Source organism: Qipengyuania xiamenensis (genome assembly GCF_019711495.1).
In the GTDB taxonomy this organism is placed as follows: domain Bacteria; phylum Pseudomonadota; class Alphaproteobacteria; order Sphingomonadales; family Sphingomonadaceae; genus Qipengyuania; species Qipengyuania xiamenensis.
Window position 1 is genome coordinate 190,193 of record NZ_JAIGNM010000002.1, and the last position, 25,345, is coordinate 215,537.

At 63.1% G+C, this 25,345-nt stretch carries 26 protein-coding genes, 1 tRNA gene and 1 other RNA gene; 12 read left to right on the forward strand and 16 right to left on the reverse strand.

Translation table 11 applies throughout. The features are described 5' to 3' along the window. Window positions 1-38 precede the first annotated feature (38 nt). Entirely contained in the window at window positions 39-233 is a 195-nt protein-coding gene (locus K3165_RS09145; protein WP_221548585.1) for a (2Fe-2S)-binding protein, read from the forward strand. 123 nt (window positions 234-356) lie between these two features. Continuing rightward, on the forward strand, window positions 357-848 hold the full coding sequence (gene bfr / locus K3165_RS09150) for a bacterioferritin (RefSeq protein WP_221548586.1): 492 nt from the start codon (window positions 357-359) through the stop codon (window positions 846-848). Here the strand turns inward: bfr and K3165_RS09155 are convergent. From K3165_RS09155 to K3165_RS09180, 6 genes are all read right to left on the reverse strand, one after another. Beyond that, complete coding sequence (locus K3165_RS09155) at window positions 845-1,057, reverse strand: hypothetical protein (RefSeq protein ID WP_221548587.1); 213 nt, start codon at window positions 1,055-1,057, stop codon at window positions 845-847. The genes bfr and K3165_RS09155 overlap by 4 nt on opposite strands. A 131-nt stretch (window positions 1,058-1,188) precedes the next feature. Beyond that, the gene (locus K3165_RS09160) at window positions 1,189-2,967 is read right to left on the reverse strand and encodes a tetratricopeptide repeat protein (protein WP_221548588.1); all 1,779 of its coding nucleotides are present in this window, start codon (window positions 2,965-2,967) and stop codon (window positions 1,189-1,191) included. Between the two features lie 90 nt (window positions 2,968-3,057). Then, complete coding sequence (locus tag K3165_RS09165; protein WP_345720843.1) at window positions 3,058-3,555, reverse strand: DUF2721 domain-containing protein; 498 nt, start codon at window positions 3,553-3,555, stop codon at window positions 3,058-3,060. Beyond that, the gene (gene der, locus K3165_RS09170) at window positions 3,539-4,978 is read right to left on the reverse strand and encodes a ribosome biogenesis GTPase Der (protein WP_221548589.1); all 1,440 of its coding nucleotides are present in this window, start codon (window positions 4,976-4,978) and stop codon (window positions 3,539-3,541) included. Before der ends, K3165_RS09165 begins: the two co-directional genes overlap by 17 nt. A 213-nt stretch (window positions 4,979-5,191) precedes the next feature. Continuing rightward, on the reverse strand, window positions 5,192-5,476 hold the full coding sequence (locus K3165_RS09175) for a DUF3297 family protein (RefSeq protein WP_221548590.1): 285 nt from the start codon (window positions 5,474-5,476) through the stop codon (window positions 5,192-5,194). A 39-nt stretch (window positions 5,477-5,515) separates the two neighbouring features. Continuing rightward, window positions 5,516-5,689, reverse strand: coding sequence for a hypothetical protein (locus tag K3165_RS09180; RefSeq protein ID WP_221548591.1), 174 nt, complete (start codon window positions 5,687-5,689; stop codon window positions 5,516-5,518). A gap of 158 nt (window positions 5,690-5,847) precedes the next feature. On the opposite strand from K3165_RS09180, the gene K3165_RS09185 reads away from it, so the two are divergent. Beyond that, a tRNA-Leu gene (locus tag K3165_RS09185) sits at window positions 5,848-5,932 on the forward strand. 60 nt (window positions 5,933-5,992) lie between these two features. Then, window positions 5,993-7,558, forward strand: a complete 1,566-nt coding sequence (tig, locus tag K3165_RS09190; protein WP_221548592.1) for a trigger factor — start codon at window positions 5,993-5,995, stop codon at window positions 7,556-7,558. A gap of 57 nt (window positions 7,559-7,615) precedes the next feature. Here the strand turns inward: tig and K3165_RS09195 are convergent, their stop codons facing one another. The 3 genes from K3165_RS09195 to K3165_RS09205 form a co-directional block, all read right to left on the reverse strand. Continuing rightward, window positions 7,616-8,977, reverse strand: coding sequence for a cation:proton antiporter (locus K3165_RS09195; RefSeq protein WP_345720846.1), 1,362 nt, complete (start codon window positions 8,975-8,977; stop codon window positions 7,616-7,618). Window positions 8,978-9,018: 41 nt separating this feature from the next. Next, window positions 9,019-11,127 (reverse strand): TonB-dependent receptor, encoded by a 2,109-nt coding sequence (locus K3165_RS09200; protein WP_221548593.1) that lies wholly within the window; start codon window positions 11,125-11,127, stop codon window positions 9,019-9,021. A gap of 221 nt (window positions 11,128-11,348) precedes the next feature. Continuing rightward, entirely contained in the window at window positions 11,349-13,415 is a 2,067-nt protein-coding gene (locus K3165_RS09205) for a TonB-dependent receptor plug domain-containing protein (protein ID WP_221548594.1), read from the reverse strand. 299 nt (window positions 13,416-13,714) lie between these two features. Between K3165_RS09205 and clpP the strand changes: the two genes are divergently transcribed. Further along, on the forward strand, window positions 13,715-14,428 hold the full coding sequence (gene clpP, locus K3165_RS09210) for an ATP-dependent Clp endopeptidase proteolytic subunit ClpP (RefSeq protein ID WP_221430470.1): 714 nt from the start codon (window positions 13,715-13,717) through the stop codon (window positions 14,426-14,428). Window positions 14,429-14,605: 177 nt separating this feature from the next. Beyond that, window positions 14,606-15,862: an ATP-dependent Clp protease ATP-binding subunit ClpX gene (gene clpX / locus K3165_RS09215; RefSeq protein WP_221548595.1), complete on the forward strand. Its 1,257-nt coding sequence runs from the start codon at window positions 14,606-14,608 to the stop codon at window positions 15,860-15,862. Between the two features lie 171 nt (window positions 15,863-16,033). Here clpX and K3165_RS09220 read toward each other — a convergent pair whose 3' ends face one another. From K3165_RS09220 to K3165_RS09250, 7 genes are all read right to left on the reverse strand, one after another. After that, window positions 16,034-16,606 carry a fasciclin domain-containing protein gene (locus K3165_RS09220; RefSeq protein WP_221548596.1) on the reverse strand — a complete coding sequence of 191 codons (573 nt, stop codon included), beginning with the start codon at window positions 16,604-16,606 and terminating at the stop codon, window positions 16,034-16,036. A gap of 82 nt (window positions 16,607-16,688) precedes the next feature. Then, window positions 16,689-17,414 carry an anti-sigma factor gene (locus K3165_RS09225; RefSeq protein WP_221548597.1) on the reverse strand — a complete coding sequence of 242 codons (726 nt, stop codon included), beginning with the start codon at window positions 17,412-17,414 and terminating at the stop codon, window positions 16,689-16,691. Beyond that, window positions 17,411-17,980: a sigma-70 family RNA polymerase sigma factor gene (locus tag K3165_RS09230; RefSeq protein WP_221548598.1), complete on the reverse strand. Its 570-nt coding sequence runs from the start codon at window positions 17,978-17,980 to the stop codon at window positions 17,411-17,413. Before K3165_RS09230 ends, K3165_RS09225 begins: the two co-directional genes overlap by 4 nt. Beyond that, window positions 17,980-18,915, reverse strand: coding sequence for a cation diffusion facilitator family transporter (locus K3165_RS09235; protein ID WP_221548599.1), 936 nt, complete (start codon window positions 18,913-18,915; stop codon window positions 17,980-17,982). The genes K3165_RS09230 and K3165_RS09235 overlap by 1 nt, the downstream gene beginning before the upstream one ends. A gap of 182 nt (window positions 18,916-19,097) precedes the next feature. Beyond that, the gene (gene mtgA / locus K3165_RS09240; RefSeq protein ID WP_221548600.1) at window positions 19,098-19,769 is read right to left on the reverse strand and encodes a monofunctional biosynthetic peptidoglycan transglycosylase; all 672 of its coding nucleotides are present in this window, start codon (window positions 19,767-19,769) and stop codon (window positions 19,098-19,100) included. A 72-nt stretch (window positions 19,770-19,841) separates the two neighbouring features. Further along, window positions 19,842-20,747, reverse strand: coding sequence for an RNA polymerase sigma factor RpoH (rpoH, locus tag K3165_RS09245; protein ID WP_221548601.1), 906 nt, complete (start codon window positions 20,745-20,747; stop codon window positions 19,842-19,844). 122 nt (window positions 20,748-20,869) lie between these two features. Then, the gene (locus tag K3165_RS09250) at window positions 20,870-21,826 is read right to left on the reverse strand and encodes an RluA family pseudouridine synthase (RefSeq protein WP_221548602.1); all 957 of its coding nucleotides are present in this window, start codon (window positions 21,824-21,826) and stop codon (window positions 20,870-20,872) included. Between the two features lie 16 nt (window positions 21,827-21,842). On the opposite strand from K3165_RS09250, the gene K3165_RS09255 reads away from it, so the two are divergent. From K3165_RS09255 to K3165_RS09280, 6 genes are all read left to right on the forward strand, one after another. After that, on the forward strand, window positions 21,843-22,238 hold the full coding sequence (locus K3165_RS09255; protein WP_221548603.1) for a M67 family metallopeptidase: 396 nt from the start codon (window positions 21,843-21,845) through the stop codon (window positions 22,236-22,238). A 35-nt stretch (window positions 22,239-22,273) separates the two neighbouring features. Further along, on the forward strand, window positions 22,274-22,933 hold the full coding sequence (locus tag K3165_RS09260) for a histidine phosphotransferase family protein (protein ID WP_221548604.1): 660 nt from the start codon (window positions 22,274-22,276) through the stop codon (window positions 22,931-22,933). Then, window positions 22,930-23,640, forward strand: a complete 711-nt coding sequence (locus K3165_RS09265) for an N-acetylmuramoyl-L-alanine amidase (RefSeq protein ID WP_345720854.1) — start codon at window positions 22,930-22,932, stop codon at window positions 23,638-23,640. Before K3165_RS09260 ends, K3165_RS09265 begins: the two co-directional genes overlap by 4 nt. A 76-nt stretch (window positions 23,641-23,716) precedes the next feature. Next, window positions 23,717-24,082 carry a carboxymuconolactone decarboxylase family protein gene (locus tag K3165_RS09270; RefSeq protein WP_221548605.1) on the forward strand — a complete coding sequence of 122 codons (366 nt, stop codon included), beginning with the start codon at window positions 23,717-23,719 and terminating at the stop codon, window positions 24,080-24,082. A 43-nt stretch (window positions 24,083-24,125) separates the two neighbouring features. Then, window positions 24,126-24,512: RNase P RNA component class A (gene rnpB / locus K3165_RS09275), an RNA gene on the forward strand. Window positions 24,513-24,553: 41 nt separating this feature from the next. Beyond that, window positions 24,554-25,336, forward strand: a complete 783-nt coding sequence (locus K3165_RS09280) for a hypothetical protein (RefSeq protein WP_221548606.1) — start codon at window positions 24,554-24,556, stop codon at window positions 25,334-25,336. The last annotated feature ends 9 nt before the right edge of the window (window positions 25,337-25,345 follow it).

A 25,345-nucleotide genomic window follows, 5' to 3' on the forward strand; every position in this document is an offset into this window, starting at 1 on the left:
CTGCTTTTGCGAATCAATCGCAAAGGATTTCACGGCGCATGTACACCTGCATTTGCAATGCCATTCGGGAAAGCGATCTGCGCAACGTGGCGCGCCGTTGTCCGGGCGATGCAGAGGCGTGCTACGCTGCCCTCGGCAAGCGCCCTGCTTGCGGGACCTGCCTCGACGAAGCCGACGCGATCATCTTCGAAGAGCGCGAAATGGCCTTCGAACCGACCACTGTCGCCGCCTAGTTTCCGCTACTGAAAATCGCTCGCAACTGGCGGAATTCCGCCATTTCCTCGCTATCCGGCCTTGTTTCCGCCGCATCGAGCGCGCATAGCTTCGCCTGAGATTTTCTAGCGGAGAAGTGAGCCATGAAAGGCGATCCCAAGGTCATCGAATTCCTGAACAAGGCACTCACCAACGAGCTGACCGCGATCAACCAGTACTGGCTCCATTATCGCGTGCTGGCCGACTGGGGCGTGACCAAGCTCGCCGAATACGAGCGGCACGAATCGATCGACGAGATGAAGCACGCCGATGTCCTGGCCGAGCGCATCCTCTTCCTCGGCGGCCTCCCCAACTTCCAGGCAATCCACAAGCTCAAGGTCGGCGAGACGGTCGAGGAAATCCTCAAGGCCGATCTCGCGGTCGAGATGGAAGCGATCCCGCTGCTCAAGGATGCGATTTCACATTGCGAGGAAGTCCGCGACTACACCACCCGCGAAATCTTCGAGCGCATCCTCGAGAGCGAGGAAGAGCACGTCGATTTCCTCGAAACGCAGTTCGACATGATCGAGCGGATGGGCCTCCAGAATTACGTGCAGCTCAATTCCAAGGCTGCCGGCGAGGGCGAAGAAGGCTAGTTCGGCCCCAGCTCCCAAAAGCTTGCATGGTCGCCGCCGTGCTTGGTCAGTCGGCCAAGCCTGCGCTCGCCCTCCCACAGCTCGGCGCTGCCATCCTGCATGTTGATGTCGGCAATGGCGAGGGCAGTGGGCACGTCCAGCGCGTCGACGATCATGGGGTCGCCACCGCTCGAGCACCGCTCTTCTATCGACACGTGGATCCGCGTCATGGCGTTCTCCTCTCTTGCTGTGGCGGATTGATGCGCAGCGGGAATGAACAGCGCGCAACCGCCCACCTACGGTCTCACCACAGGAACTGCCTGCCCCCGGTCTGGCGGAAAAGCAGGGTCAACCGAGTGATCTAGAGCCGGTCCATCGAGAGCCATTCGGTCTCGCCCTGCCAGATCTCGTCGAGCTTGGCCTTGGCCGCACGTGCCTCCATCCGGTTGCCTGCCGCAGCCTGTGCCTTGGACAGTCCGTAAAGCGCCCAGCCGTTATTCGGGGCCTGGAACAAAGCCTTGCGGAAGGCCGCGACAGCCTCTTCGTGACGGCCCATCTTGTAGAGCGCAGCCCCGCGCGACTGGGCGACCGGATAGTACCAGAAGGGCGGCTCGGAATAGGGGATGGTCGCCTCGATACTCTCGGCCAGTTCGAAATAGCGCACCGCGGCTGCCGGATCGCCGCTCGCCAGCGCCAGCCGCCCGCGCGCGGCAAGTCCCGCGAGTTTGACGATATCGGGAGCGGGGAAGCCCTGCCCAGTCATCGCCTGCACGTCGGGAGCTTCGATCATCGCGTCGATCTGGCCGATCACTTCCTCGGCGGAAGTCTCGTCACCCGCCAGCGCATGGCCGACCGCCCGGGCATAGAGCCGCATCGCGTCGACATAGGCGAGGTCGGACTTCTCATTCGTCAGCGCAAGGATCGCTTGCGGAGACCCGGTCTGGGCAAGGGCGAAATGCGGCGCGGCATGGATCGCCTGAACCCACGCCAGCTGGCGCGCAATATCGGCATCGAGGATGCCCTCGAGCCGCGCTGTCTCGCTCGCGACTGCCCGCATGTTGCCCACCATTTGCGCGCTGGTCAGCAGGAAATGGACGTTGTGCGGATAGTAGCCGTAGCGATAGAGCGCATCTTCCGGTGCGCTCGCGAGATAGGCCTGGTCTGCGCGCGCGGCGGCGATATTCGCCTCGATCGAATCCCCGTAGCGACCGATCCGGTAGTAGATATGCGCAGGCATGTGGACGAGATGGCCGAGCGCGCGCGGGCCGCTGCGGTTGAGCTCGTCCGCCGCGGCCTCTGCCTGTTTGGGATCGGGCCCGTTTTCGAGCAGGTGGATGAGCAGGTGCGAGGCCTGCGGATGCTGCGGATTGCGCGCGAGCACGGTCTCGATACGCTCGACCGCCTTGCCGATCCGCGGCTGCGCTTTCTTGCCTTCCGTCCAGTAGTTCCAAGGGGTGGTGTTCATCGCCGCTTCGGCCGCGAGGATCTGGAGGTCGTCATTGTCGGCATTGGCATCGGCTAGCGCCGCCATCGCGTCCGCGTATTGCGCGTCGAGCGCGGCTCGGTCCGCATCGAAAGAATAGCGCTGCGTTTGCGCCGCAATGATCGCCCGCTCGGTCTCGCTTGCATTCGCCGCGAGTTCGGTCGCGCGTTCGAGTGCCGCCAGCGCATCGCGGTTTGCGGCATCGTCCATGCCGGCGTTGATGTTCGGGCCATTGGCCAGCGCCACGCCCCACCAGCACATGGCGCAGTCGGGCGCGAGCCGGGCCGCCTCGCGGAAAGAGCGGATCGCCGCCTTGTGATTGAACCCGTATGTGAGCGCGATGCCCTGGTCGAAATAGCTGCGCGCTTCGCCGGTAAGCTCGGTGGCCGGAATGTCGTAGCGACCGGTATTTCCGATCAGGCCAATGGTGGCCCCTGTCGCAAGCTGGCTGGCACCGAAGGACCGCGCCAGTTCCAGCCGCCTGTCGAGCGCGGCGGCTCCCGTGAAGAAGCCCCGGCAAGCGTTGCGGCCGGGCAGGGTGGGGTCGAGCGCGGCGAGTTGCGCTTCGCTCAGCGCAGCAGACGTGGGCGAACTCATCGGGCCGGACAGCGCGAGCGGGGCGGCGAGGGCAATGCCCAGTGTGATGGGGGTTTTCATGGTCGGTCTCCGTCCGCGACCCATGAAAGTGGATGCTGTTCTTTTCTGTTGTGCCCCGGGATTAGCACCGCCCGGTCGAGTCGGCCAAATCTACGGGCCGTAGGTGCGCTCTTCCATCCGTTCGCGATTGCGCCGTGCTGCCACCCGCGTCTCGAGCAGGAAAGAGGCAAGGCCGGCCATCAGCAGGCCCATGGTGATGAGCCATGTGAGCGCGACGAAGGTCCCCAGCGGGGCCTTCACGAAGGCGCTGACGAACAGCAGCATGATGACGATGCTGATGGTGAATGCCGAGGCCGTACTCAGCATCACGGCGCGCTGGGCATGGACGCGGCGCTTCTCCAGCGCCGGAATTTCGACCAGCAGGTCGTTGGTCTCGTCGTCCCTGCCGGCTTTCAGGATCTTCTCGATCTTGTTGGCGACCCAGATGAGCCGGTTTGTCATCACGTTCATGACCGCACCGATGCCTGCCAGCAGGAAGGCGGGGGCCATGGATAGCTGGACCACGTTCTGCACACGGATCGAGGAACTGGTGCGTTCGAGAAGCTCGATACCCGGGATCAACAGCAGCGCGTCAGTCACGGCCTTCACCGCCGCTGAACTTGCCGCCACCTCCGCGGTTCGAATCGTAGGGGTTCTTGGGGCTCTTCAGCACCACGCGCACCGGCACGGCATCGAAGCCGAGCTTCGCGCGGATACCGTTGACGAGATAGCGTTCGTAGCTCTTGGGCAGATCGTCGAGACGCGTCCCGAAGACCACGAAGCGCGGCGGACGTACGCTCGCCTGCGTGATGTAGCGAAGCTTGATCCGGCGGCCGCCGGGCGCGGGCGGGGGATTGGCGGCCAGCGCATCGTCGAACCAGCGGTTCAATGCCGCAGTCGGCACGCGGCGGCTCCATGCCTCGCGGATTTCGAAGGCGGCCGACAGCATGGTGTCGAGGCCCTTGCCGGTCTTGGCCGATACGGCGAACAACGGAACGCCGCGCACCTGGCTGAGGCCTTCGTTGAGCGCTTCGCGAATGCCGTTGAACAGCGAGGAGGCGTTCTCCGCGATGTCCCACTTGTTGATCGCGACCATCAGCGCGCGACCTTCCTCGAGCGCATGGGCGGCGATCTTGAGGTCCTGGTGTTCGAGACCCTTGGTGGCATCGAGCAGGAGGATGACGACTTCGGCGAAATCGATGGCACGGCGGGCATCGGCTACCGAGAGCTTCTCCAGCTTCTCGGTGACCTTGGCGCGCTTGCGCATACCGGCCGTGTCGATCAGCCTGATCTCGCGCATCTCGTTCGTCTTGGGATCGTGCCATTCGTAATCGACGGCAATCGAATCGCGCGTGATCCCTGCTTCGGGGCCCGTCAGCAGGCGGTCTTCGCCGAGCAGGCGGTTGATGAGCGTGGACTTGCCTGCATTGGGGCGCCCGACGATGGCGAGCTTGAGCGGACCGGACAGGTCTTCCTCGTCCAGTTCCGCTTCGAGTTCCGCAGCGGCCTCTGCGGCCTCTGCCTTCGCGCCGATGATCGGCCAAAGGCCGGTAAAGAGGTCGGCGATCCCTTCGCCATGCTCGGCGGAGATACCCAGCGGTTCGCCAAGGCCGAGACTGTAGCTTTCGAGAATGCCCGGTTCGGCAGCCTTGCCTTCCGCCTTGTTGCACACGAGCACAACGGGCACATCCTGCCCGCGCAGCCAGCGGCCGATTTCCTCGTCCAGCGGGGTGAGGCCTGCGCGTGCGTCGACCACGAACAGCGCGGCATCGGCGCCTTCGAGGCTGACTTCGGTCTGCTTGCGCATGCGGCCCGGCAGGCTGTCGGGGTCTTCGTCTTCCCAGCCGGCGGTGTCGACGACGGTGAATTCCAGGCCCGCGATTTCCGCATCGCCCATGCGCCGGTCACGCGTGACGCCCGGCTGGTCGTCGACCAGCGCGAGCTTCTTGCCGACGAGCCGGTTGAACAGCGTCGACTTGCCGACATTGGGCCGGCCGATGATGATGACGGTGGGTTTTTCGGTTGCTGTCATGATGGTGCCTTGCGGGCAGGTGGGCGCAAATCGCTGCTTATGCAAGTTTGCGAGGCCATTCCTACAGGGTGGAGCGCTTGGAACACGGTCCTGAACGAAAAGGTCCCGCGGCGCGCATTTCGTGCCCGGATGGCGGAAATGCGCGGTTTGCGGGACCGGAAAGCTCTCATGCTGCCCGCATTGGCACGGGCGTAAGAAAGCAGGAAAGCCGTATCAGTCGGCCTTCGCGACGGGCGGTTCGTCGCCCATGTCTTCGAACCATGCCTCGACCGGGCCGTTGAGCTTCAGCGTCAGCGGGTTGCCGTGGCGGTCCATGGTCTTGCCGGCCTGCACGCGCACCCAGCCCTCGGGAATGTTGTATTCCTCGATATCGGTGCGGGTACGGCCCTTGAAACGGATGCCCACGCCGCGCTGGAGCACGTCGACGTCGAAATGCGTGCTCTTCGGGTTCACCGAGAGGTGCAGGGGCGGTGTCTGGGCTTTGGTTTCTTCGGTCATGGCGCGCGCCTGTAATGCGCGCGGGGGCGCGCGGCAAGATCAATCGGGCGGCGGCGGCGTTTCGAGCGGCGAGGGGCCGGGCTCGTCGAAATCGGGCGGCGTCGGCTCGATCGAAGGCGGTTCTTCCATCGGTGCCTCGTTAGGCTGGGTGCCGGGCGGCATTTCCGGCGGCGCACCGGGGTTTATCGTGTCTGGGTCGGGCTGCGTGGCCATGTCAAAATCCTTCGATGGGACGCTGGAAGAAACGGTCTATCATATTTGCCGGTTCCATTCCTCTCCCTCCCGCTTGCCCTTTTGGTCGCATCCTACTAGAGGCACGCGCCTATATGCGCGGCGAACCCTCGTTAGCGCAGGGCTTCGCTTTCAAGTTTGCGGGCGTGGCGGAATTGGTAGACGCGCTGGTTTTAGGTACCAGTATCGAAAGATGTGGGGGTTCGAGTCCCTTCGCCCGCACCAGTTTCGCTCATCGCAAACTCTCGCACAGACAGACAGTACAAACCTACGAGTTCTACACCCATGCAGATCAAAGAAACCGCCAACGAAGGCCTTAAGCGGGCCTATGCCATCACCATCCCGGCCAAGGAAATCGAAGCCCGTGTCGATGGCGAGGTGAAGAAGGTCGCCCCGCAGGTGAAGATGCCCGGCTTCCGCCCCGGCAAGGTCCCTGCCAACCTGATCCGCAAGATGCATGGCGAGCAGATGCACGCCCAGGCCGTGAACGACATGATTCGCGAATCGGTCGACAAGACGATGGCCGACAACAAGCTCAAGCCGGCGATGCAGCCGAAGGTCGAGCTGGGCGAAGGCTATGAGGAAGGCAAGGACGCCACCCTCACCGTCGAACTCGAAGTTCTTCCCGAAGTAGAAGCTCCCAGCACCGACGATCTCAAGATCGAGCGCCTGACTGTTCCGGTTTCCGACGAGGAAGTCATGGACGCGATCGGCAAGCTTGCCGAGAACAACAAGAGCTACAAGGACGCTGCCAAGACCAAGAAGGCAGCCGACGGCGACCAGCTGATCATCGATTTCGTCGGCCGCGTCGACGGTACCGAATTCGAAGGCGGCAAGGCCGAAGACGCAGCTCTCGTGCTCGGCTCGGGCATGTTCATCCCCGGCTTCGAAGACCAGCTCACCGGCGTGAAGACCGGCGACACCAAGACCATCGAAGTGACCTTCCCCGAAGATTACCAGGCGACTCACCTCGCCGGTAAGAAGGCGGAATTCGACGTCACCGTGAAGCAGGTGAAGGTCGAAGGCGAAACCAAGCTCGACGACGATTTCGCCAAGAACTTCGGTCTCGACGGCATCGACAAGCTCAAGGAACTGCTGCGCGGCCAGCTCGAGCAGGAAACTGCCGGCCTCACCCGCACGCAGATGAAGCGTTCGCTTCTCGACCAGCTGGCTGCCGGCCACGATTTCGCCGTGCCGCAGAGCATGGTCGATGCCGAATTCGACCAGATCTGGGCCCAGCTCCAGCAGGAGGCCGCTCGTTCGGAAAATCCCGAAGAGATGCTCAAGGAAATGGACGCCGAGAAGGACGACTACCGCAACATCGCCGAACGCCGCGTGCGTCTTGGCCTGCTGCTGTCGGAAATCGGCCAGGCGAACAATGTCCAGGTCACTCCGAACGAAATGAGCATGCTGATCCAGCAGGCTGCACAGCAGTATCGCCCGGAAGACCGTGAGCGGTTCATGCAGTACATCCAGCAGGAGCCGATGGCCGCCGCCCAGCTGCGCGCACCGCTTTATGAAGACAAGGTCGTCGACTTCCTCTTCGACAAGGCCGAGATCACCGACCGCGAAGTGACGCGCGAGGAACTCGAAGCCGCAATCGAAGCGGACGAAAGCGAAGAAGCCAAGAAGCCGGCCAAGAAGAAGGCTGCTGCGAAGAAGGCTCCGGCCAAGAAGGCGGCTGCCAAGAAGTCCGACGACAAGAAGGACGAGAAGAAGCCTGCTGCCAAGAAGGCTCCGGCCAAGAAGGCCGCCGCCAAGAAGGACGAGGGCAACAAGAAGCCCGCAGCCAAGAAGGCCCCGGCCAAGAAGAAGGCTCCGGCCAAGAAGGCTGCAGCCAAGAAGAAGTAAGCTTCATCCGGTTCAAGCAATCGAGAGGGCGGCGGGAGCGATCCTGCCGCCCTTTTGCTATTCCGGCTTTGCGTGAGGCTCGACGGCCAACCGGCTTTCGTCCGGTGCGAGGCAGGCCATTTCCTCTTCCTGCCCGTCATGGATGTGCGCGCGTCGCTTCTCGACATAGGCGATGAAGGGGCCGGCGATAATGCCGTGGCACACGATCGAGAGGAGGATCGTGAAGCTCGCGGTAGCCCAGAGGATATTCAGCCCTTCGAAGTCGGCGTGGTTCTGGCCGTAGGCGAGGTAGTAGATCGATCCCATCCCGCGCACGCCGAGGAAGGCGACGGCAAGCTTCCCGACCATGGGCAGATCGCTAAGCGCCTCCGACATTAGCCCTGCGACCGGGCGGATCACGAAAACCAGCGCAATCCCGACCAGCGCGGCCGGCCAGGTCAGCGCATCGAGCACGCCGCTCGCCAGCATGGCACCGAAGCCGAAGAGGACGGCGACCAGCACGATCTGCTCGATCTGGTCGATGAAATGGTGGCTGAGCTTGTGATAGCGGCTGCGGTTCTCGCGCTGGCGGGCGGTCACAGCGCCCACGAACACCGCGAGGAAACCGTAACCCTCCACCAATTCTGCCAGCCCGTAGCCCAGCAGCAGCGTGCCGAGCACGATCAGCCCCTCGCTGGTGCTGTATTTCGGCTGGGTCTCGCTATCCTCCTCGATATCCTTGACCGCCGCATCGGCCTCGCGTTCGAAGACGTACCATGCGCCCGCGCGGCCGACCGCCCAGCCGACTGCCACGCCTGCCGCGATCCGCCACACGAGATCGAGCGCCACCCATTCGAGCGTCCACGCGCCGAGCGAAGTCATGCCCACTGCAGCGATGGCGAGGTAGGTGAAGGGGAAGGCGAGTCCATCGTTCAGACCGGCCTCGACCGTGAGCGAAAAGCGCACATCGTGCCGCTCGTTCTCACCCGGCGGCCCGACCTGTACGCTTCGCGCAAGGACCGGATCGGTCGGCGCCATCGCGGCGCCCAGCAGCAATGCGCTGGCAACGGGTAGCCCGAGCGCCCACCAGCCCAGGAAAGCGACCGCCGCGATTGTGAGCGGCATCGCGATCACCAGCAGCGGCCAGATCTGTCGCCAGTTCTTCCAGCTGACGGGTCGGTCGATCGCAATTCCCGCCGCCATCAGCGAGGCGATGACGATGAACTCGGTGATGTATTCGAGGGCGAGCGCATCGAACCCGTCGAAGGTCGGGTTGATATGGGGCAGGTCGAACGGCAGCGAATAGAGCGCATATCCCGCAGCGACGTAGACGATGGGCAGCGACAGCCAGAACCGCGCGAGCCACTTCTCGAGCGGCACGGCGAGCATCAGGCCGAGCCCGAAGATCACGAACATCAAAATGCGCGGGTCGAATTCCACCGCGGCACAGTGACAGCGCCGCGGCTAATTGCAAGCGCGCCTCAGAAGTCGCCGCTGATGCGGAAGTTGAAGATCGGGCCGATCCGGCGGTCCATGTATTCGCGATAGGCGATGGGTGCATCGGGCCGGTCGCCTTCATAGACCGTGCGTTCGAAGTAATTGCGCGCGCCCAGCATGTTGCCGGCCAAGGCGCGCACCGTCAGGCCCATCACGTCCTTGTGCTCGACGAAGAACCAGCCGAAGGTCGGGCCTTCCCATCCCCGGCCGGTTTCGTAGCGGCGCGAATAGCCGGCGGGATTGAAGGTGTTGATGCCGTTGCCCACGGCCCAGTCGCTGTCAGGAATGTCGTAACGGAAGTTGACTTCGAGCCGGTCGACAAGGTCGTTCGAAAACACGCGGTCCTCGCCGGTGAAGGCGTCCGTCACGCTCATCCAGCGCTTCACGCCGTTGAAATCGAGCCGTGCCCCTTTCCAGCCGATCGGATCCAGGTTGATCGTGCCGGTCAGTTCGAGATGGGTCCTTTTGGCGTCGCCGATATTGCCCTGTGCCTCGCCACCGTTAGCCAGCGGGAACCAGTCGATGAAGTCCTCGAAATAGGCCTGCTTGGCCTCGAATTTGAGCAAACCCCATGCGCCGAGGCCCTTGTTGACCTCGAGGTCGAATTCCCAGCTCTGCGGCGGGACGAGCGAGTTGTTGCCGCCATTCTGGTTGTCGTCGTTGAGGTTCACGCTGCCAAGGAAGGCGCCGAAGGAAAGCTGGCCCACGCGGCGGGCAGCGGTAAGCGAGACGTCGAAATCGTCTGCCGGCTTCCAGCTCAGCGCCAGCGAACCCTTGGGGCGCTGGAACGAGCGTGAGTTCGCCGCCGAGCCGGTCTGTTCGATCTTGGAATATTCCGCGCCGCCCGTCGCCTGGAGCGAGAGTGTCGGCGATAGCTGGGTCGAGTAGCTCAGGATCGCTTCGTATCGGTCTTCGGTCACACCGCCATTCCCGGCCGGAAAGGCGATCCGTTCGAACTGGCCGCTATCGTCGAGAAGAAACAGTTTCGATCGGCGGTCGAGCCGGTTGAAGGCTGCTTCGCCCGACAGCTGCCAGTCGGCGGACCACATGTTCCAGCCATATTCGAAGCGGCCAATGCGCTCGCCTTCCTCGTCGGTCCGCTCGAAGCGCGAACCCTTCGGGTCGCTGCCGTCGTCGAAAGTGTCGATGAGCTGGGCTTCCCCGATATCGCGCTCGAACCGTTCCAGCCCGATGATCTTCAGCTTGCCCGGGCCGAGAGGGAATTCGATGTCGCCACCGATCTCGTATTCGGGGCCGCGCTCATGGTAGGTGGCTTCGCGGAAGCGCACCGGACCCGCGGTCGGGAAGCCGGTTTCGGGCATGTCGCGAAACACGAAGTCCTCGCCATAGCTCAGGTTCAGATTGGCAAAGGCCCCGCCGCCGAAATCATAGGTGAAATTGGTCGCGAGCTTGGGATTGTCGTAGCCGCCAGAGAACTTGGTCTGCTGCTCTTCGATCAGCGAGCCATCGGCCGCGGTCACGAGGATAGGGCCGTCCGCACCGAAGCGGTTGTTCTCGTTCGAAAGCGAGACGGTGAAATCGAGCGGGCCGTCGCTGCCCGTGAGCGAGATCTCTCCGCCGAGATAGCGCGCCTCGGTATTGTACGGGCGAAAGCCGGGATTGTAGCGGAACTGGCCCGAGGCGCCCTTGCTCTCGTAGATCACATTGGCGACGAGGCCGGTAAGGCCGGGTATGTCGAGCGAATTGCCATCGACCAGTTCGATCCGGATGACATCGCCTGCAGGGATGCGCGCCAGCTGGTCGCGGATCGAGTCGGACTTGCTGGAAAAACGCTCGCCATTGACGATGACGTTCTGGTTCGCCTGTCCAAGCCCTCGCTGGCCCTGATCATTGCCCCCTGAGATGGAGAAACCCGGCAGCCTGTCGACCATTTCGAGCGCATTGCGCGGTGCGAATTGTTCGAAATAGGACGGTTCGAACACGCGCGCCCCCTCGGTCACGGGCTGCGACGGTACGTTCGGGTCACCGCTCGCGGCATCGCTCGGAGACGGGTCCTCATTGGCCCATGCGGGGGTGGCGCCAGCAAATGCGAGGGCGATGATGCTGGTGGTAAAATGTTGGCTGCGGGCCATAAGCTCTCCTGCGATCCGAGCCTTCGCCTACATCTGTAGACGCACGGCGGTATCGGCCATCGACGGGCAGCATTCGAACGACGACTAACGACTACACTTGTCGACGAGCGTCGAGTTTGGTGGCGGATCGAAACCCAAGCGGGTTCGCCATCGCTGCTTGCAGGATGTTGTTAAAGTATTGGATTCTTGATGATTCAGGGGCGGTTCGACGGCGCGCGCCGCTAGAAACTGCCCGCGACGCTGAACCGGAAAATCGGACCCAGACGTTCGTCCTGCTCCTCGGTGAACAGGATCAGGCCGTCGTTTCGCGATCCGTCGAAGACGGTGCGGTCGAAGTACCTGCGCCCGCCGAGAAGGTTGGCGGCCGTGAGGTTCACGGTCAGACCGAACACGTCCTTGTGCTCGATGAACAGGTCGGCAAATACCGGACCCTCGTAGTCGCGCGAGACTTCCGAAAAGCGGAAGCTGGGGCGGATGCGATTGTAATTGAGGCTGGCCCCCCATGCGAAGTCGGTGCCGAGGACGTCGTGGCGCAGGTCGATCTCCAGCTCACGGTCCGCACGGCCGGAGAAATCGCGCAGCACGCCGGTCAGCGGGTCGAGCACCTCGCCTTCCTCGTACTCCAGTCGCAAATCCAGCTGCGCACCCTTCCAGCCCAGCTGGGCAAGGCGCAGGGTCGTGGTCCATTCGAGTTCGGTGCGGCGGGCCTTGTCGATATTACCGCGCGCCTCGCCGCCGCCGGCAAGCGGGATGAGGTCGGTGTAGTCCTCGATCCAGCGCTGCTCCGCCACGAAGGTGGTCGACCCCCATTCGCCCAGCGTCTTGGCAATTTCGAGTGTGACTTCCCAGGTCTGCGAAGGGACCAGCTCGTTATTGCCGGCGTTCTTGTTGTCCTGTTCAAGCGTCACGCTGGCGAGGAAGTCCTCGAAATCGAGCTGGCCGACGCGGCGCTCGAGCGCGAGCGAGATGTCCATTCCCTCCTCCGGCTGCCACGCGAGAGAGGCGGAACCCTTGGGACGGCGGAAGCTGCGCGAATTGGCTGCCGATCCGGTTTGCCGGATCTTGGAATATTCGCCGCCCACCGATGCCTGCAGCGCAAGCCTCGAGGTCAGCTGGCGGCTGTAGCTCAGGATTGCCTCGTAGCGATCTTCGGTGACGCCGCCGGTCCCTTCGGGGAAGGGTATCTCGACGAACTCGCCGTTTGCATCGAGTTCGAACAGGCTGCTGATCCGTTCCAGCCGGTTGAAGGCGGCTTCGCCCGCCAGCTGGAATTCGCCGCCGAGCATCGGCCAGTTGTATTCGAAACGGCCGATCCGCTCGCCATCGCCGCCGCCCACCGCGAAGCGGCTACCGGTCGCCAGCGTGCCATCGCGCGGCGTGTCGATGATGGTGGAGGAGGCGACTTCCTCGTCCCATGCCTCAAGGCCGATCAGCTTCATCTGGCCGGGGCCGAGCGGGAAGCTGAAATCGCCCGAAATTTCGTATTCGGGAGATCCGCCGTCGCGCGCGTTGAAACGATCGACCACCGTGCCATCGGCAAAGGTGCGCGTTTCGTTGCGCAGGCGGTCGAAGAAGCTGCGGGCGAAATAGCCGTTGAGGTTTGCGGTGGTGCCGCCGCCGAAGTCGTAGCTCAGCGCGCCGCTGACGCGCGGTTCGTCGAATGCACCGACAAAGATCGTGTCTTCGCGCAAAATCTGTGCGCCGCTGGCATCACGGAAGATGGTGGGCCCGGTCGCGCCGAAGCGGTTGTTGTTGTTCTCGAGGGCGAAAGTGTATCCGAGCGCGCCGCTGCTGCCCGAGATCGAAATCTCGCCGCCGTACCATTCGGGATCGACTTCGGTCGTGCGCACCGCGCCTTCCCAGATGAACTGCCCCGTCAATCCGCCCGAGCGGACCACCACATTCGCGACCAGTCCGACCAGTCCGGGGATGTCGAGCGCGGTCCCGTCGAGCAGTTCGATCCGCACGACCTTGCTTGCCGGAATGCGGCGCAACTGGTCGCGCACGCTGTCGGACTTGGAGGTCAGCCGCGAGCCGTTGACGAGGACGTTTTCATTGGCCTGGCCGAAGCCGCGACCTCCGCCGCCACCGCCTCCGGAAATCTGGAAACCGGGAAGGCGGTCGACCATGTCCAGCGCGTTGCGCGGGGCGAACTGCTCGAAATAGGAGGGCTCGAAACTGCGTCCATCCATAGTCGACGAGGGCTTTTCCTTGCCCTCTCCGTCGGTCTTCACATTGCCCGATATCTGACCGTCGGTATCCTCTTCCGCATTCGCGTGCACGGGCATGCCCAGCGCGAGCGCGGCACATGAAACGACGGGGGCTGCGAAACGCAGCAGTCTGGCTGGGCGTGTAACGATGGTTTGCGAGTCCTCTTGAGCTTCGCCCTCGTGCTTGCCGCGCAGGATGTGAAGATCGGTTCGACAGATGCAGATCTGGAACCGATGAATGGCAGTCCGGCTTCGCTGCGATAACCGCCCTGCAAGGCATGGGTTCCGCATCCTTGGGCAAAGTGATGCTTAACCCCCTTGAACATCGCGCCGCCTATAGCGACATAGGCCCACGATATTTTCACGGAAGGATTTTCATGATCGACCTGTTCGGAAGCGACGCACACGGCAGCCAGGGCCAGTTTGACCGCGATCCCCTCACCGGGGCGCTTGTTCCGACGGTGGTCGAGCAGTCGAGCCGCGGCGAACGCGCGTTCGATATCTTCAGCCGCCTGCTGCGCGAACGCATCGTCTTCGTCACCGGCCAGGTCGAAGACAACATGGCTTCGCTGATCGTTGCACAGCTGCTGTTCCTCGAAAGCGAAAACCCCTCCAAGCCGATCAGCATGTACATCAACTCGCCGGGCGGCGTGGTGACCGCCGGCATGGCGATCCACGACACCATGCAGTACATCAAGCCGCGCGTTTCGACCGTCTGCATCGGCCAGGCCGCTTCGATGGGCAGCTTCCTGCTGGCCGCCGGCGAGCCGGGCATGCGTATCGCGCTGCCGAACGCCCGCATCATGGTCCACCAGCCCTCGGGCGGTGCGCGCGGCATGGCCTCGGACATCGAAATCCAGGCGCGCGAGATCCTTCGTATCCGCAAGCGCATGAACGACCTTTACGTCCAGTACACTGGCAAGAGCCTCGACGAGATCGAAAAGGCGATGGATCGCGACACCTTCCTCGAAGCGGAAGAAGCGATGAAGTTCGGCCTCGTGGACAAGGTCTTCGAAGCGCGTCCGGAAACCGAAGGCGACGACGAACCGACCAAGGACGAGGACAAGGGTTCGGGCGGCGCGCCCGAATAATCCAGTCAAATCAGCGTCCCATGACGGGACTGTTGCATTAATGTCCTAGGAATTCGGCAACCCTGCGCCTTCAGCTTATGGCAAGGGGTTGCTGGTAGGTACATATTGACCGAATCCCGCACCGGCCTAGAGTCGGCGAATCCCTGTATTCAAGGGCTGGCGGGGGCAGAGCAGGAAATGACCAAGTTGAGCGGAACCGATAACAAGTCCACGCTGTACTGCAGCTTTTGCGGTAAATCGCAGCACGAAGTGCGCAAGCTTATTGCTGGCCCGACCGTGTTCATCTGCGACGAATGCGTGGAACTGTGCAACGACATCATTCGCGAAGAAACGAAGGCCGGTATCTCGGGCCGCAAGGACGGCGACGTGCCGACCCCTGCGGAAATCTTCGAAACGCTGAATGACTATGTGATCGGCCAGGACCGCGCCAAGCGCGTCCTCTCGGTTGCGGTGCACAACCACTACAAACGCCTCAAGCACGGCGGCAAGGCTGGCGATGTCGAACTCGCCAAGTCGAACATCCTGCTCGTCGGCCCGACCGGCTGCGGCAAGACGCTGCTGGCACAGACGCTGGCGCGCACATTCGACGTGCCCTTCACCATGGCCGACGCTACCACGCTGACCGAAGCCGGTTACGTGGGCGAGGACGTGGAAAACATCATCCTCAAGCTGCTCCAGGCTTCCGACTACAATGTCGAGAAGGCGCAGCACGGGATCGTCTACATCGACGAAATCGACAAGATTACCCGCAAGGCCGAAAACCCCTCGATCACGCGCGACGTGTCGGGCGAAGGCGTGCAGCAGGCCCTGCTCAAGCTGATGGAAGGCACCACCGCCTCCGTCCCGCCCCAGGGCGGCCGCAAGCATCCGCAGCAGGAATTCCTGCAGGTCGACACCACGAACATCCTGTTCATCTGTGGCGGCGCGTTCGCGGGGCTCGAAAAGATCATCGCCGACCGCCTGCAGAAGCGTTCGATCGGCTTCGGAGCGCATGTCGCCGATCCGGACAAGCGACGCATCGGCGAACTGCTCGAAAAGGGCGAACCGGAAGATCTGCTGAAGTTCGGCCTGATCCCCGAATTCGTCGGCCGTCTGCCTGTGATCGCCACGCTGCGCGATCTCGACGTGGATGCGCTGATCACGATCCTGACCGAACCGAAGAACGCGCTGTGCAAGCAGTACGCAAAGCTGTTCGAGCTTGAGAACGTGGAACTGACCTTCAAGCCGGACGCGCTCAAGAAGATCGCCGAGAAGGCCATCGCCCGCAAGACGGGTGCCCGCGGCCTGCGCTCGATCGTCGAAGGCATCCTGCTCGACACGATGTTCGACCTGCCCGACATGGATGGCGTCACGGAAATCGTGATCGATGCCGATGTCGTCGAAGGCAAGAAGGACCCGATCCAGGTCCACGGTCCGAAGGAAGAAGCCGCCTAGGCACTTCTCTCCGACACATCTTCGAAGCGCCGCGCGGTCTACGGACTTCGCGGCGCTTTTCGTTCGGGTGGACAAAAAAGGCCCCGCCGGACCGATGGGGTTGGTCGGGCGGGGCCAGGACCGTCGCTCTACGGTTGTTGGTGACCGGAGCGACGGGGAGGGGAAGGGGCGTTATCCGGGAAGGAAGACGCCGTTCGTGACGTGGATCACACCATTGGTGGTCTTCACGTCGGCCATGGTCACCGTGCTGGTGCGGTTCGCGCCGTCGGTGATCACGATGTTGTTGTCGGCCGAGAAGCTGGCGGTCAGTTCCTCGCCAGCGACGGTCTCGAAGGTGTAGCTGCCACCATTCTGCTGGATCGCTGCGGACAGCTTGGCTGCAGGCACGCGGCCGGCCACGACATGGTATTTCAGGATGTCCTGCAGGTCGTGCTTGTTTTCCGGCAGGAGCAGCGTGTCGACCGTGCCTGCGGGCAGGGCGCCGAATGCGTCATCGGTGGGGGCAAAGACCGTGAACGGGCCGGGCGAGGCGAGCGTGTCGACGAGATCGGCGGCCTGGACCGCTGCGACCAGCGTTTCGTGCACGCCGGTGCCGACTGCGGTCTCGACGATGTTCTTCTGCGCCTGCGCCGGCTTCGACTTGTGATGGTCGGCAGCGGCCGGGGTGGCGGTGGCCAGTGCGAAGCTCCCCATCGCGAGGACGGAAGCGACCGCTGCGGCCTTGAGCGGATTGGAAATCGACATTGTGTAACTCCTTGTGTTCACAAGTCCCGTCCAACTTGTGCATGGAGTTACGCAGGCCAACCCAGGCCGGATGCAAAGATTTTCAGATTTTCTGCAGCCGCCCCTGTGCGACCACCGGACCGGCAGCAGCCTCGGGCGGTTTTCCGCCCAACGGCTCACGCGTGAGAAGCAGCGGAGACCCGTCTGCCATCTTGGCCGCAACTTCGGGCGAAAGGGCCACGCGGCGCTCTTCGCCCGGAGCAATCACGCCGAGCGACATCAGCGGGCTGTCGTCCTGCGGATCGAGCCACAATTCGTGATCGTGGACGCCATCGGCGGTCAGTCCGCTGGCCGAAACGAACAGCTCCTCGCGTTCGGGCAGGTAGGTGACGGCAAGGCGCAGCGCGGTGTCGCCGATGGGGATCGAGGCAGCGAGCGGTTCGGCTTCGACAGTGTCCGGACCCACAACCGGTGCAGGCGTTTGCGACGGCGACAGGACCAGCAGCGACACGGCTGCAAGGGCTGCCGCTGCGGCGAAGCCCGTCGCCATCTTCCAGCGCCTGATACGCGCATTGAGCGAGATGACTTTTGCACTGTCCGATGCGCCTTCGAGTTCGGCAGCGATGCGCTCCCAGACTTCTTCGCGCGGGGTCTGCGGGGCGATTTCGTCGAGCAATGCGGCGAGGCGGTCTTGCCAGAAGGCGACGTCTGCCGCGAAGGCGGGGTCGGAAGCCTCGCGTGTGCGTGCCGCCAGAAGTTCCTCGCCCTCGAGCAGGCCGAGCACATATTCGGCGGCCATCACGTCGTCGGGGTGCAGATCATCTGTCATCGACCGACCTCCAGGCATTTCTTCAGTTTCATCAGCCCGCGTCGCACCCAGCTCTTGATCGTGCCGAGCGGCGTACCGGTATTCTCGGCGATCTCGGCATAGGTGGCACCGTCGAAAAAGGCCGTGCGGATCGCTTCGCGGGATTTGTCGTCCAGCTTTTCGAGGCAGGTGTGCACGCGCTCGTCACGCTCGGCATCGATCAGCATGTCTTCTGCGAGCGGGGCAGGGTCGCTGACCGGCGCCGCTTCTTCCTCGGGCACGCTGCCGCCCCGCACCTTGCCAACGCGCAGGCGGTCGATCGCGCGGTTGCGCGCGAAAGTGGCCAGCCAGCTGATCGGGCTCGCCCGTTCGGGGTCGTAGCGATCGGCGCGGCGCCAGAGTGTGAGGTAGACGTCCTGCAAGGCGTCCTCTGCTTCCTTTCTGTCCTTCAAGATACGGAGGCAGATTCCGAAAAGTTTCGTCGAAGTCGCGCGATAAATCTCTTCCAGCGCGCCGCGGTCGCCGCCCGCCAGCCGGCCCATGGCCGACTTCAGCTTTTCGCGGGCTTCGCTGGTGGCGCGCTTCATCAGCAACCGTTGTCGCTATGCGCGCGCGATTGTTCGATCTGGATGGTCGCGTGGTTGATCCGGTGGTGGTGCTTCAGTTCCGTCGAAATCTCGCGGAGGAAGCCGTCACCCGGATGCGGGCCGGGCATCACCAGATGCGCGGTGAGTGCTGTTTCGGTCGTCGACATCGGCCAGATATGCAGGTCGTGGATTTCCTTCACCCCTTCCAGGCCTGCAAGATATCCGCGTACCGCGCTTTCCGAAATACCCTTGGGTACGCCGAGCAGGCTCATGGCTACGCTATCCTTGAGCAGGCCCCAGGTTCCCCAGGCGATCACTGCGACGATCAGTATGCTGACGAGCGGATCTATCCAGAGCGCACCCGTCATCAGGATCGCGATACCGGCAAGAACCACGCCCACGCTTACCAGCGCATCGGCCGCCATGTGCAGGAATGCGCCGCGGATATTGATGTCGTGCTTGCGCCCGCGAAGGAAGAGCAGGGCGGTGCCGGTGTTGATCAGGATACCGATGCCCGCGACGATGACCATGGTCATGCCTTCGACCGGCGCAGGTTCTGCCATGCGGTGGATGGTCTCGAATGCGATCGCGCCGATGGCGACGAGCAGCAGTCCCGCATTGGCGAGCGCGGCAAGGATGGTGGAGCTCTTGTAGCCGTAGGTAAAGCGCTCGGTCGGCGGCTTCTTGGCAGCGATGCTGGCGCCCCATGCGAGCAGCAGGGCGAGTACATCGGAAAGATTGTGCCCCGCATCGGCAATCAGCGCCATCGAACCGGAAATCCAGCCATAGGCTGCCTCGACGATGACGAAGCCGGTATTGAGGATGATGCCGATCAGGAAGGCTTGGCCGAAGTCGGCCGGGGCATGGCTGTGCCCCCCATGACCATGGCCATGCCCGTGGTCGTCAGTGTGATCGTGGCTGTGACCCAGTCCCAATCAGGCTCTCCCCTATTCCAAAGCCGTCAGAGCGATGTGACCGCTGCGCTCCGTTCAATCAAGAAAAATCATGTAAAAACAGCATGATACGGAATAACAAGCCTTTGATGTTATAGTATTACACGGCCAGTGCAAGCACTAAGCCCGTGAAACTGCACTGCTTTTGCAATTCGTCTCTGCGCTTATTCGTAAACGCAGGCGTCGAGACCGTCGCGCCCCACGACCCCGATACGCGCCTCGATGGTGCGACCATGGCCGCGCAGCCAGCCCTTCGGATTGGTCACCGAGCGCTCCTTGGGCAGGGGAAGGGCGGCTGCCATCTTGGCAGCTTCGATTCGCGTCAGCGAGTTGGCGCCCTTCTGGTAATAGCGCTGCGCCCCGGCTTCGGCGCCGTAGGTCCCGATGCCCGTCTCCGCGACGTTGAGATAGACTTCCATGATGCGCCGCTTGCCCCAGACATTCTCGATCAGGAGCGTGAACCAAGCCTCCAGGCCTTTGCGGAAATAGCCACCGCCCTGCCACAGGAAGACGTTTTTCGCGGTCTGCTGACTGATGGTGGAGCCGCCGCGGATGCGGCCGCCCTTGGCATTGCTTGCCATGGCCTTGGCAATCGCTTGGGCATCGAAACCGTCGTGGCTGCAGAACTTGCCGTCTTCCGCCGCAATCACCGCACGAACGAGATTGCGGTCGATATCCGACAGCGGCTCCCAGTCCTTGGTGATGCCATTGCCATCCATCACCATCGTCGCGGTGACGGGCACGGGCACAAACTTGAACAGCGCCACCAGCACGAAGCTGAGGGCGACGAACCCGATCGCGAACTTGAACAGGAAAAGTGTCAGGCGGCGCAGCATCGAGTGGTCCTTACGCAAAAGCGGCGCGGAAGGTCCATCCTCCCGCGCCGCTCCTTATCTGTTTGTCCGCGTTTATGCGACGCCCGGCAGCAGCCTCTCGCCGGCGATGGCCTTCATCGCCTTCTGCAGCTTTTCGAACGCCCGCACCTCGATCTGGCGGATGCGTTCGCGGCTGACGTTGTAGACCTGCGAAAGCTCTTCGAGCGTCTGCGGGTTTTCCGTCAGGCGGCGTTCGGTGAGGATGTGCTGCTCACGCTCGTTGAGGGCGTCCATCGCCTCGACCAGCATGTCGTGACGCACTTCCTTTTCCTCGGCATCGGCGACGGTTTCGTCCTGCAGCGGACGGTCGTCCGTCAGCCAGTCCATCCATTCGCCAGAGCCTTCTTCGCCATTGCGCATAGGCACGTTGAGCGAACCATCGCCGCCCATCATCATCCGGCGGTTCATGTTGATCACTTCCTGCTCGGGCACGCCGAGATCGGTTGCGATCTTGTTCACATCGTCCGGATGCAGATCGGTGTCCTCGTAGGCATCGAGGTTCTTCTTCATGCGGCGCAGGTTGAAGAACAGCTTCTTCTGCGCAGCGGTGGTGCCCATCTTCACGAGCGACCACGAGCGAAGGATGTATTCCTGGATCGATGCCTTGATCCACCACATGGCATAGGTGGCGAGACGGAAGCCGCGATCGGCTTCGAATTTCTTCACGCCCTGCATCAGGCCGACATTGCCTTCGGAAATGAGGTCCGAAACGGGCAGGCCGTAGCCGCGGTAACCCATGGCGATCTTCGCCACGAGACGCAGGTGCGAGGTAACGAGCTGCGCTGCAGCTTCGCTGTCTTCGTGCTCTTCATAACGCTTGGCGAGCATGTATTCCTGCTCTTGCGTCAGCACGGGATATTTCTTGATCTCGGAGAGATAGCGATTGAGGCTCTGCTCACCGCCGAGCGCCGGTACGCTCAAACTTCTGGTACTGCTCACTTTAACCCTGACCTTTCTTGCGTCGACCTCTTTCGCCGGACCCCTGATGGGCATCCGCTCTTTTGGGCCACGCGGTTACATATAGCGCAAGCCGCCTTAACTTGCACTGACTTTCGTCGATATCAACGTGCGGTTTCGTCGATCAGTTCCCGCATGAGTTCGTTCATGTCGGGGGGCAATTCGGCGCGGAAATCCAGGCTTTCGCCGCTGATAGGATGGATGAATCCGAGTCGCGCCGCATGCAGCGCCTGACGCCTGAAATCGAGTGCCTCCAAGACCCCTCGAAGGGCCTTCGGAGTACGACCGTAAACCGGATCCCCCAATAGCGCATGGCCGATGGACGCACAGTGAACACGCACCTGGTGCGTGCGCCCCGTTTCGAGCCGGCATTCGATCAGCGATGCATGATCGAGGCGCTGCACGGTCTCGTAATGCGTGACGGCATGCTTTCCGCGCGTGCTGTCGTCGGGAAGTACCGCCATTTTCTTGCGGTCCTTGTCTGACCTGCCGATCCGGCCCGAAACCGTGCCCGACGGGGGATTGGGGTGGCCTGCGCAAACGGCGAGATAGCGCCGCGTTATCGAATGGTCGGCGAACTGTTTCGCCAGCCCCTCGTGCGCCGCGTCGCTCTTGGCCACGACGAGCAGGCCGGAGGTGTCCTTGTCGATCCGGTGGACGATACCCGGCCGCGCAACGCCGTTGATGCCCGAAAGCCTGCCCGCGCAGTGGTGCAGCAGCGCATTGACCAGCGTGCCGTCGGGATTTCCGGCTGCAGGATGGACGACCATGCCGGCGGGCTTGTTCACCACCAGCAGGTGATCGTCCTCGAACACGATATCGAGCGGGATATCCTGCGGGACCGTTTCGAGCGGTTCGGGAGGGGGCAGGGCGATGCGGTATGCCTCGCCGCCCGAAAGCTTGGCGGAACCCGATTTTGCCGGCTTCCCCGCAATTTCCACCGCGCCTTGCGCGATCAATCCCTTCACCCGTTCGCGGGAAAGCCCGCTCGCCTCCGCCAGCGCCTTGTCGAGGCGGCCGGCATTTTCGAGCGTTCCGGTGAGGACATCGGGCGTGGACATGCTAGGGCCATGCGCGATGGCGCTCCAAGTCTCAAGCGAAGTTGTCGAACGGCTGCTGGCAGAAGCGCGCAGCGCGCACCCGCGCGAATGCTGCGGCATCCTGCTGGGCGAAGATGATCGCATCGCCGCGATTGCGGTGGCGGATAACGTCCATCCCGCGCCCGAAACGCACTTCGAAATCGACCCGCAAGTCCTTGTCGATGCGCATCGTTCGGCGCGGCAGGGCGGGCGGCAGGTCATCGGCTATTACCACTCGCATCCGAACGGGCGGGCACAGCCATCCGCTACCGATCTGGAGCTTGCCGCGGGCGACGAGGCGGTCTGGGCAATAATCGCGGCAGGTGATGTGCGCTTTTTCCGCAGCGGGGCTGGCGGTTTCACTGCGCTTCCCTATGAAGTTCAGGACAGCTAGAAGGCTGCGCCTAAAGCGTATCTACGGGATTTTTAATGAAAGACAGTGAATCGATCGACCTTGCGGCAATGCTTTGCTCGCGCCTGTGCCACGACATGCTCAGCCCGGTCGGCGCGCTCAGCAACGGGCTCGAATTGCTGGCGATGGAAACCGATCCCGAAATGCGCAAGAGCGTGATCGAACTGCTCGAACAGAGCTCGAAGACCTCGACCAACAAACTGAAGTTCTTCCGCCTCGCATTCGGCGCTGCCGGCGGCTTCGGCGACCGCGTGGACGTCGAAGAGCCCAAGGCGCTGATCGATGCGCTGGTGGCGGACAAGGACAAGGTCGAAGTCCACTGGGCGATCGAGACGGCCAATCTCGCCAAGCCAGCGGTAAAGGTCCTGCTCAACTTCGCTCAGATCGCCATCGACGCGTTGGTGCGTGGCGGTTCGCTCGACATCGGGGCCGAAGTCCGCGGCAAGAACTGCGAGATCGTGGTCCGCGCGACCGGCACGAAGATCGGGTTCGACGACAGCATCGGCAAGGCGCTCGACGGCAGCCTGCCGCACTCGGAACTGTCCAGCCGCACGGCGGCAGCGCACATGATCGCCTTGCTGGCCGAACAAGCCGGCGGCGGCCTGCAATATGCCAGGACCGACGAGACACTGGTGCTTGGCGCGGTCCTCCCCGAAGCAGAAGGCCTGATCGGGTGAGCGGCGGCGAGCTGGTCCACGCAGAGCGGTTGTCGCCCAATTTCGACGACCGCAACCTGCCGATCAGCATGGTCGTCATCCATTACACCGAGATGCTCGGCCCCGAGGCCGCTCTCGAACGGATGTGCGATGGCGAGGCGAAAGTTAGCGCCCACTACCTGATTGCCGAGGACGGCACGGTCACGAGGCTGGTGCCCGAGGACAAGCGCGCCTGGCACGCAGGCGTCGCCTATTGGCGCGGGCACAAGGACGTGAACTCGGCCAGCATCGGGATCGAACTCGACCACCCGGGCCACCTCCATGGCTACCGCGACTTTTCGGACGCCCAGTTCGAGGCGCTGGTTCCGCTGGTGGCGCGCATGGTCAAGGAATACGACATTCCGCGCGCCAATGTGGTCGGTCATTCCGACGTCGCGCCGCAGCGCAAGATCGACCCGGGCGAGCTATTCCCGTGGGACCGCCTCGCCGAATACGGCCTGTGCCTGCCACGCCCAGAGAAACTGGAACGCGGCGATCCGTTCGACAATGACGCGAGCTTCTACCTCGCGCTCGAACGGTTCGGCTACGACATCTCCGACGGTCACAAGGCGGTCGAGGCCTTCCAGCGCCGCTGGCGTCCGGAAAAGATCGACGGCGTGATCGACGGACAGGTGCGCGCGATCCTGTTCCAGCTCCTGCTGGACCGCGACCGGGGCGTGTCGCGCTAGGACAATTGACCTGCATCAATGATGTGCCGCGCCAATGCGTGCAGGGCGCTTTTCGACAGCAATCGAGGAGCCGCACATGGCGCATACCGAATTCAAGAACTGGCCGGACATGGCCGCCAATTTCATCCCCGCGATCAAGGAGCTGCACAAGGGCGCCCCGGGGGTGATGAAGGCGTTTCGCGAGATGGGCGCCGCGGCGCACGAGGGCGGCGCGCTCGATGCCAAGACCAAGGAACTGCTGGCGGTCGCTATCTCGGTCGCGGTGCGCTGCGATCCGTGCATCACCTATCATATCGAAGGCGCGCGCAAGAAGGGCGCGACGCGCGAGGAAATCGCCGAGACGATGGGGCTGGCGATCTACATGGGGGCAGGCCCCAGCGCGATGTATGCAGCGCAGGCGCTCGAGGCCTACGACCAGTACACCGATAGCGCGGCCGGCTGAGCACGCTTCCAATCCTGCTTTGCGCACACTATATGCGCCTTCGCCAGGGGGCCGGGCAGCCGCGCTTATGCGAGGAAAGTCCGGGCTCCACGAAACAAGGGTGGCGGGTAACGCCCGCCGAGGGCAACCTCAGGGAAAGTGCCACAGAGAGCATACCGCCGATGGCCCGCAAGGGATCAGGCAAGGGTGAAAGGGTGCGGTAAGAGCGCACCGGGGTTCTGGTAACAGCGCCCGCATGGCAAACCCCACCCGGAGCAAGGCCAAATAGGGGCGGCGCGCCGCAAGGCAGATGCGTTTCGTATCGACCGCCCGGGTTGGCTGCTCGAACCATGGAGCAATCCATGGTCCAGACGAATGGCTGCCGCCGCGCGGCTGGTGTGCAAGCATACCGCGTGCGGAACAGAACCCGGCTTACAGGCCCCCTGGCATTATCATCCGGAACATGTTGCCCCTCCGGCGATTGGGCCGGTCATGAGCACTCACACGCATCGCAGCGCCCTGCAGCGCATCGCCATCGTCCTTGCCGTGGTCATCCAGATCGGCGCGACCTTCCTGCCGCAGCTCGGCTTCGGAGAACCCATCGGCGACCGTTCGGACAGCGTCCGCACGCTGATCACGCCCTCGGGCTGGGCCTTCGCGATCTGGGGGCCGTTGTTCTTCGGATCTGCGGTCTATGCCATCTGGCAGGCCTTGCCGGACCAGCGCGACAATGTCCTGCTCGACCAGATCGGCTGGCCGTCCGTAATCGCGCTATCGATGCAGGGCATCTGGGCGACCTATACGCAGTTCGAGAACCTAACAGTGATTTCGGCGATCATCATCCTGACATCGCTCGTCGCACTATTGGTTATCGTGCGAAGGATAGTGGCATTCGAGCGTCCCATGAGCCGTGCCGAGCGGATCATCGTGGCGGTTACTTTCAGCGCGCTCGCCGCGTGGCTGACGGCCGCCAGCATCGTGAACATTTCCGCGACGCTCGCCTATTACGGCATCGGCGGCGAGTTCCGGTATCCGATGATCACCTCGATCATCGTGGCGATAGGCGGCGTCATCGCAGCCATCGCCGTCGCGCGCAGCCGCGGCAACCCGTGGTATGCGGCAGTCTTCTGCTGGGCGCTGCTGGCGATCTATTTTCGCGGCGGACAGGAAAGCGGCGCGATCGCGCTGGCCTGCCTCGTCTCGGGGGTGCTCGTGATTGCAGCGGTCGTGCTCGGCCTCAAGCCGCGCGCCAACCGCCACCACTGGTTCGGCTGAGCGGAGCGG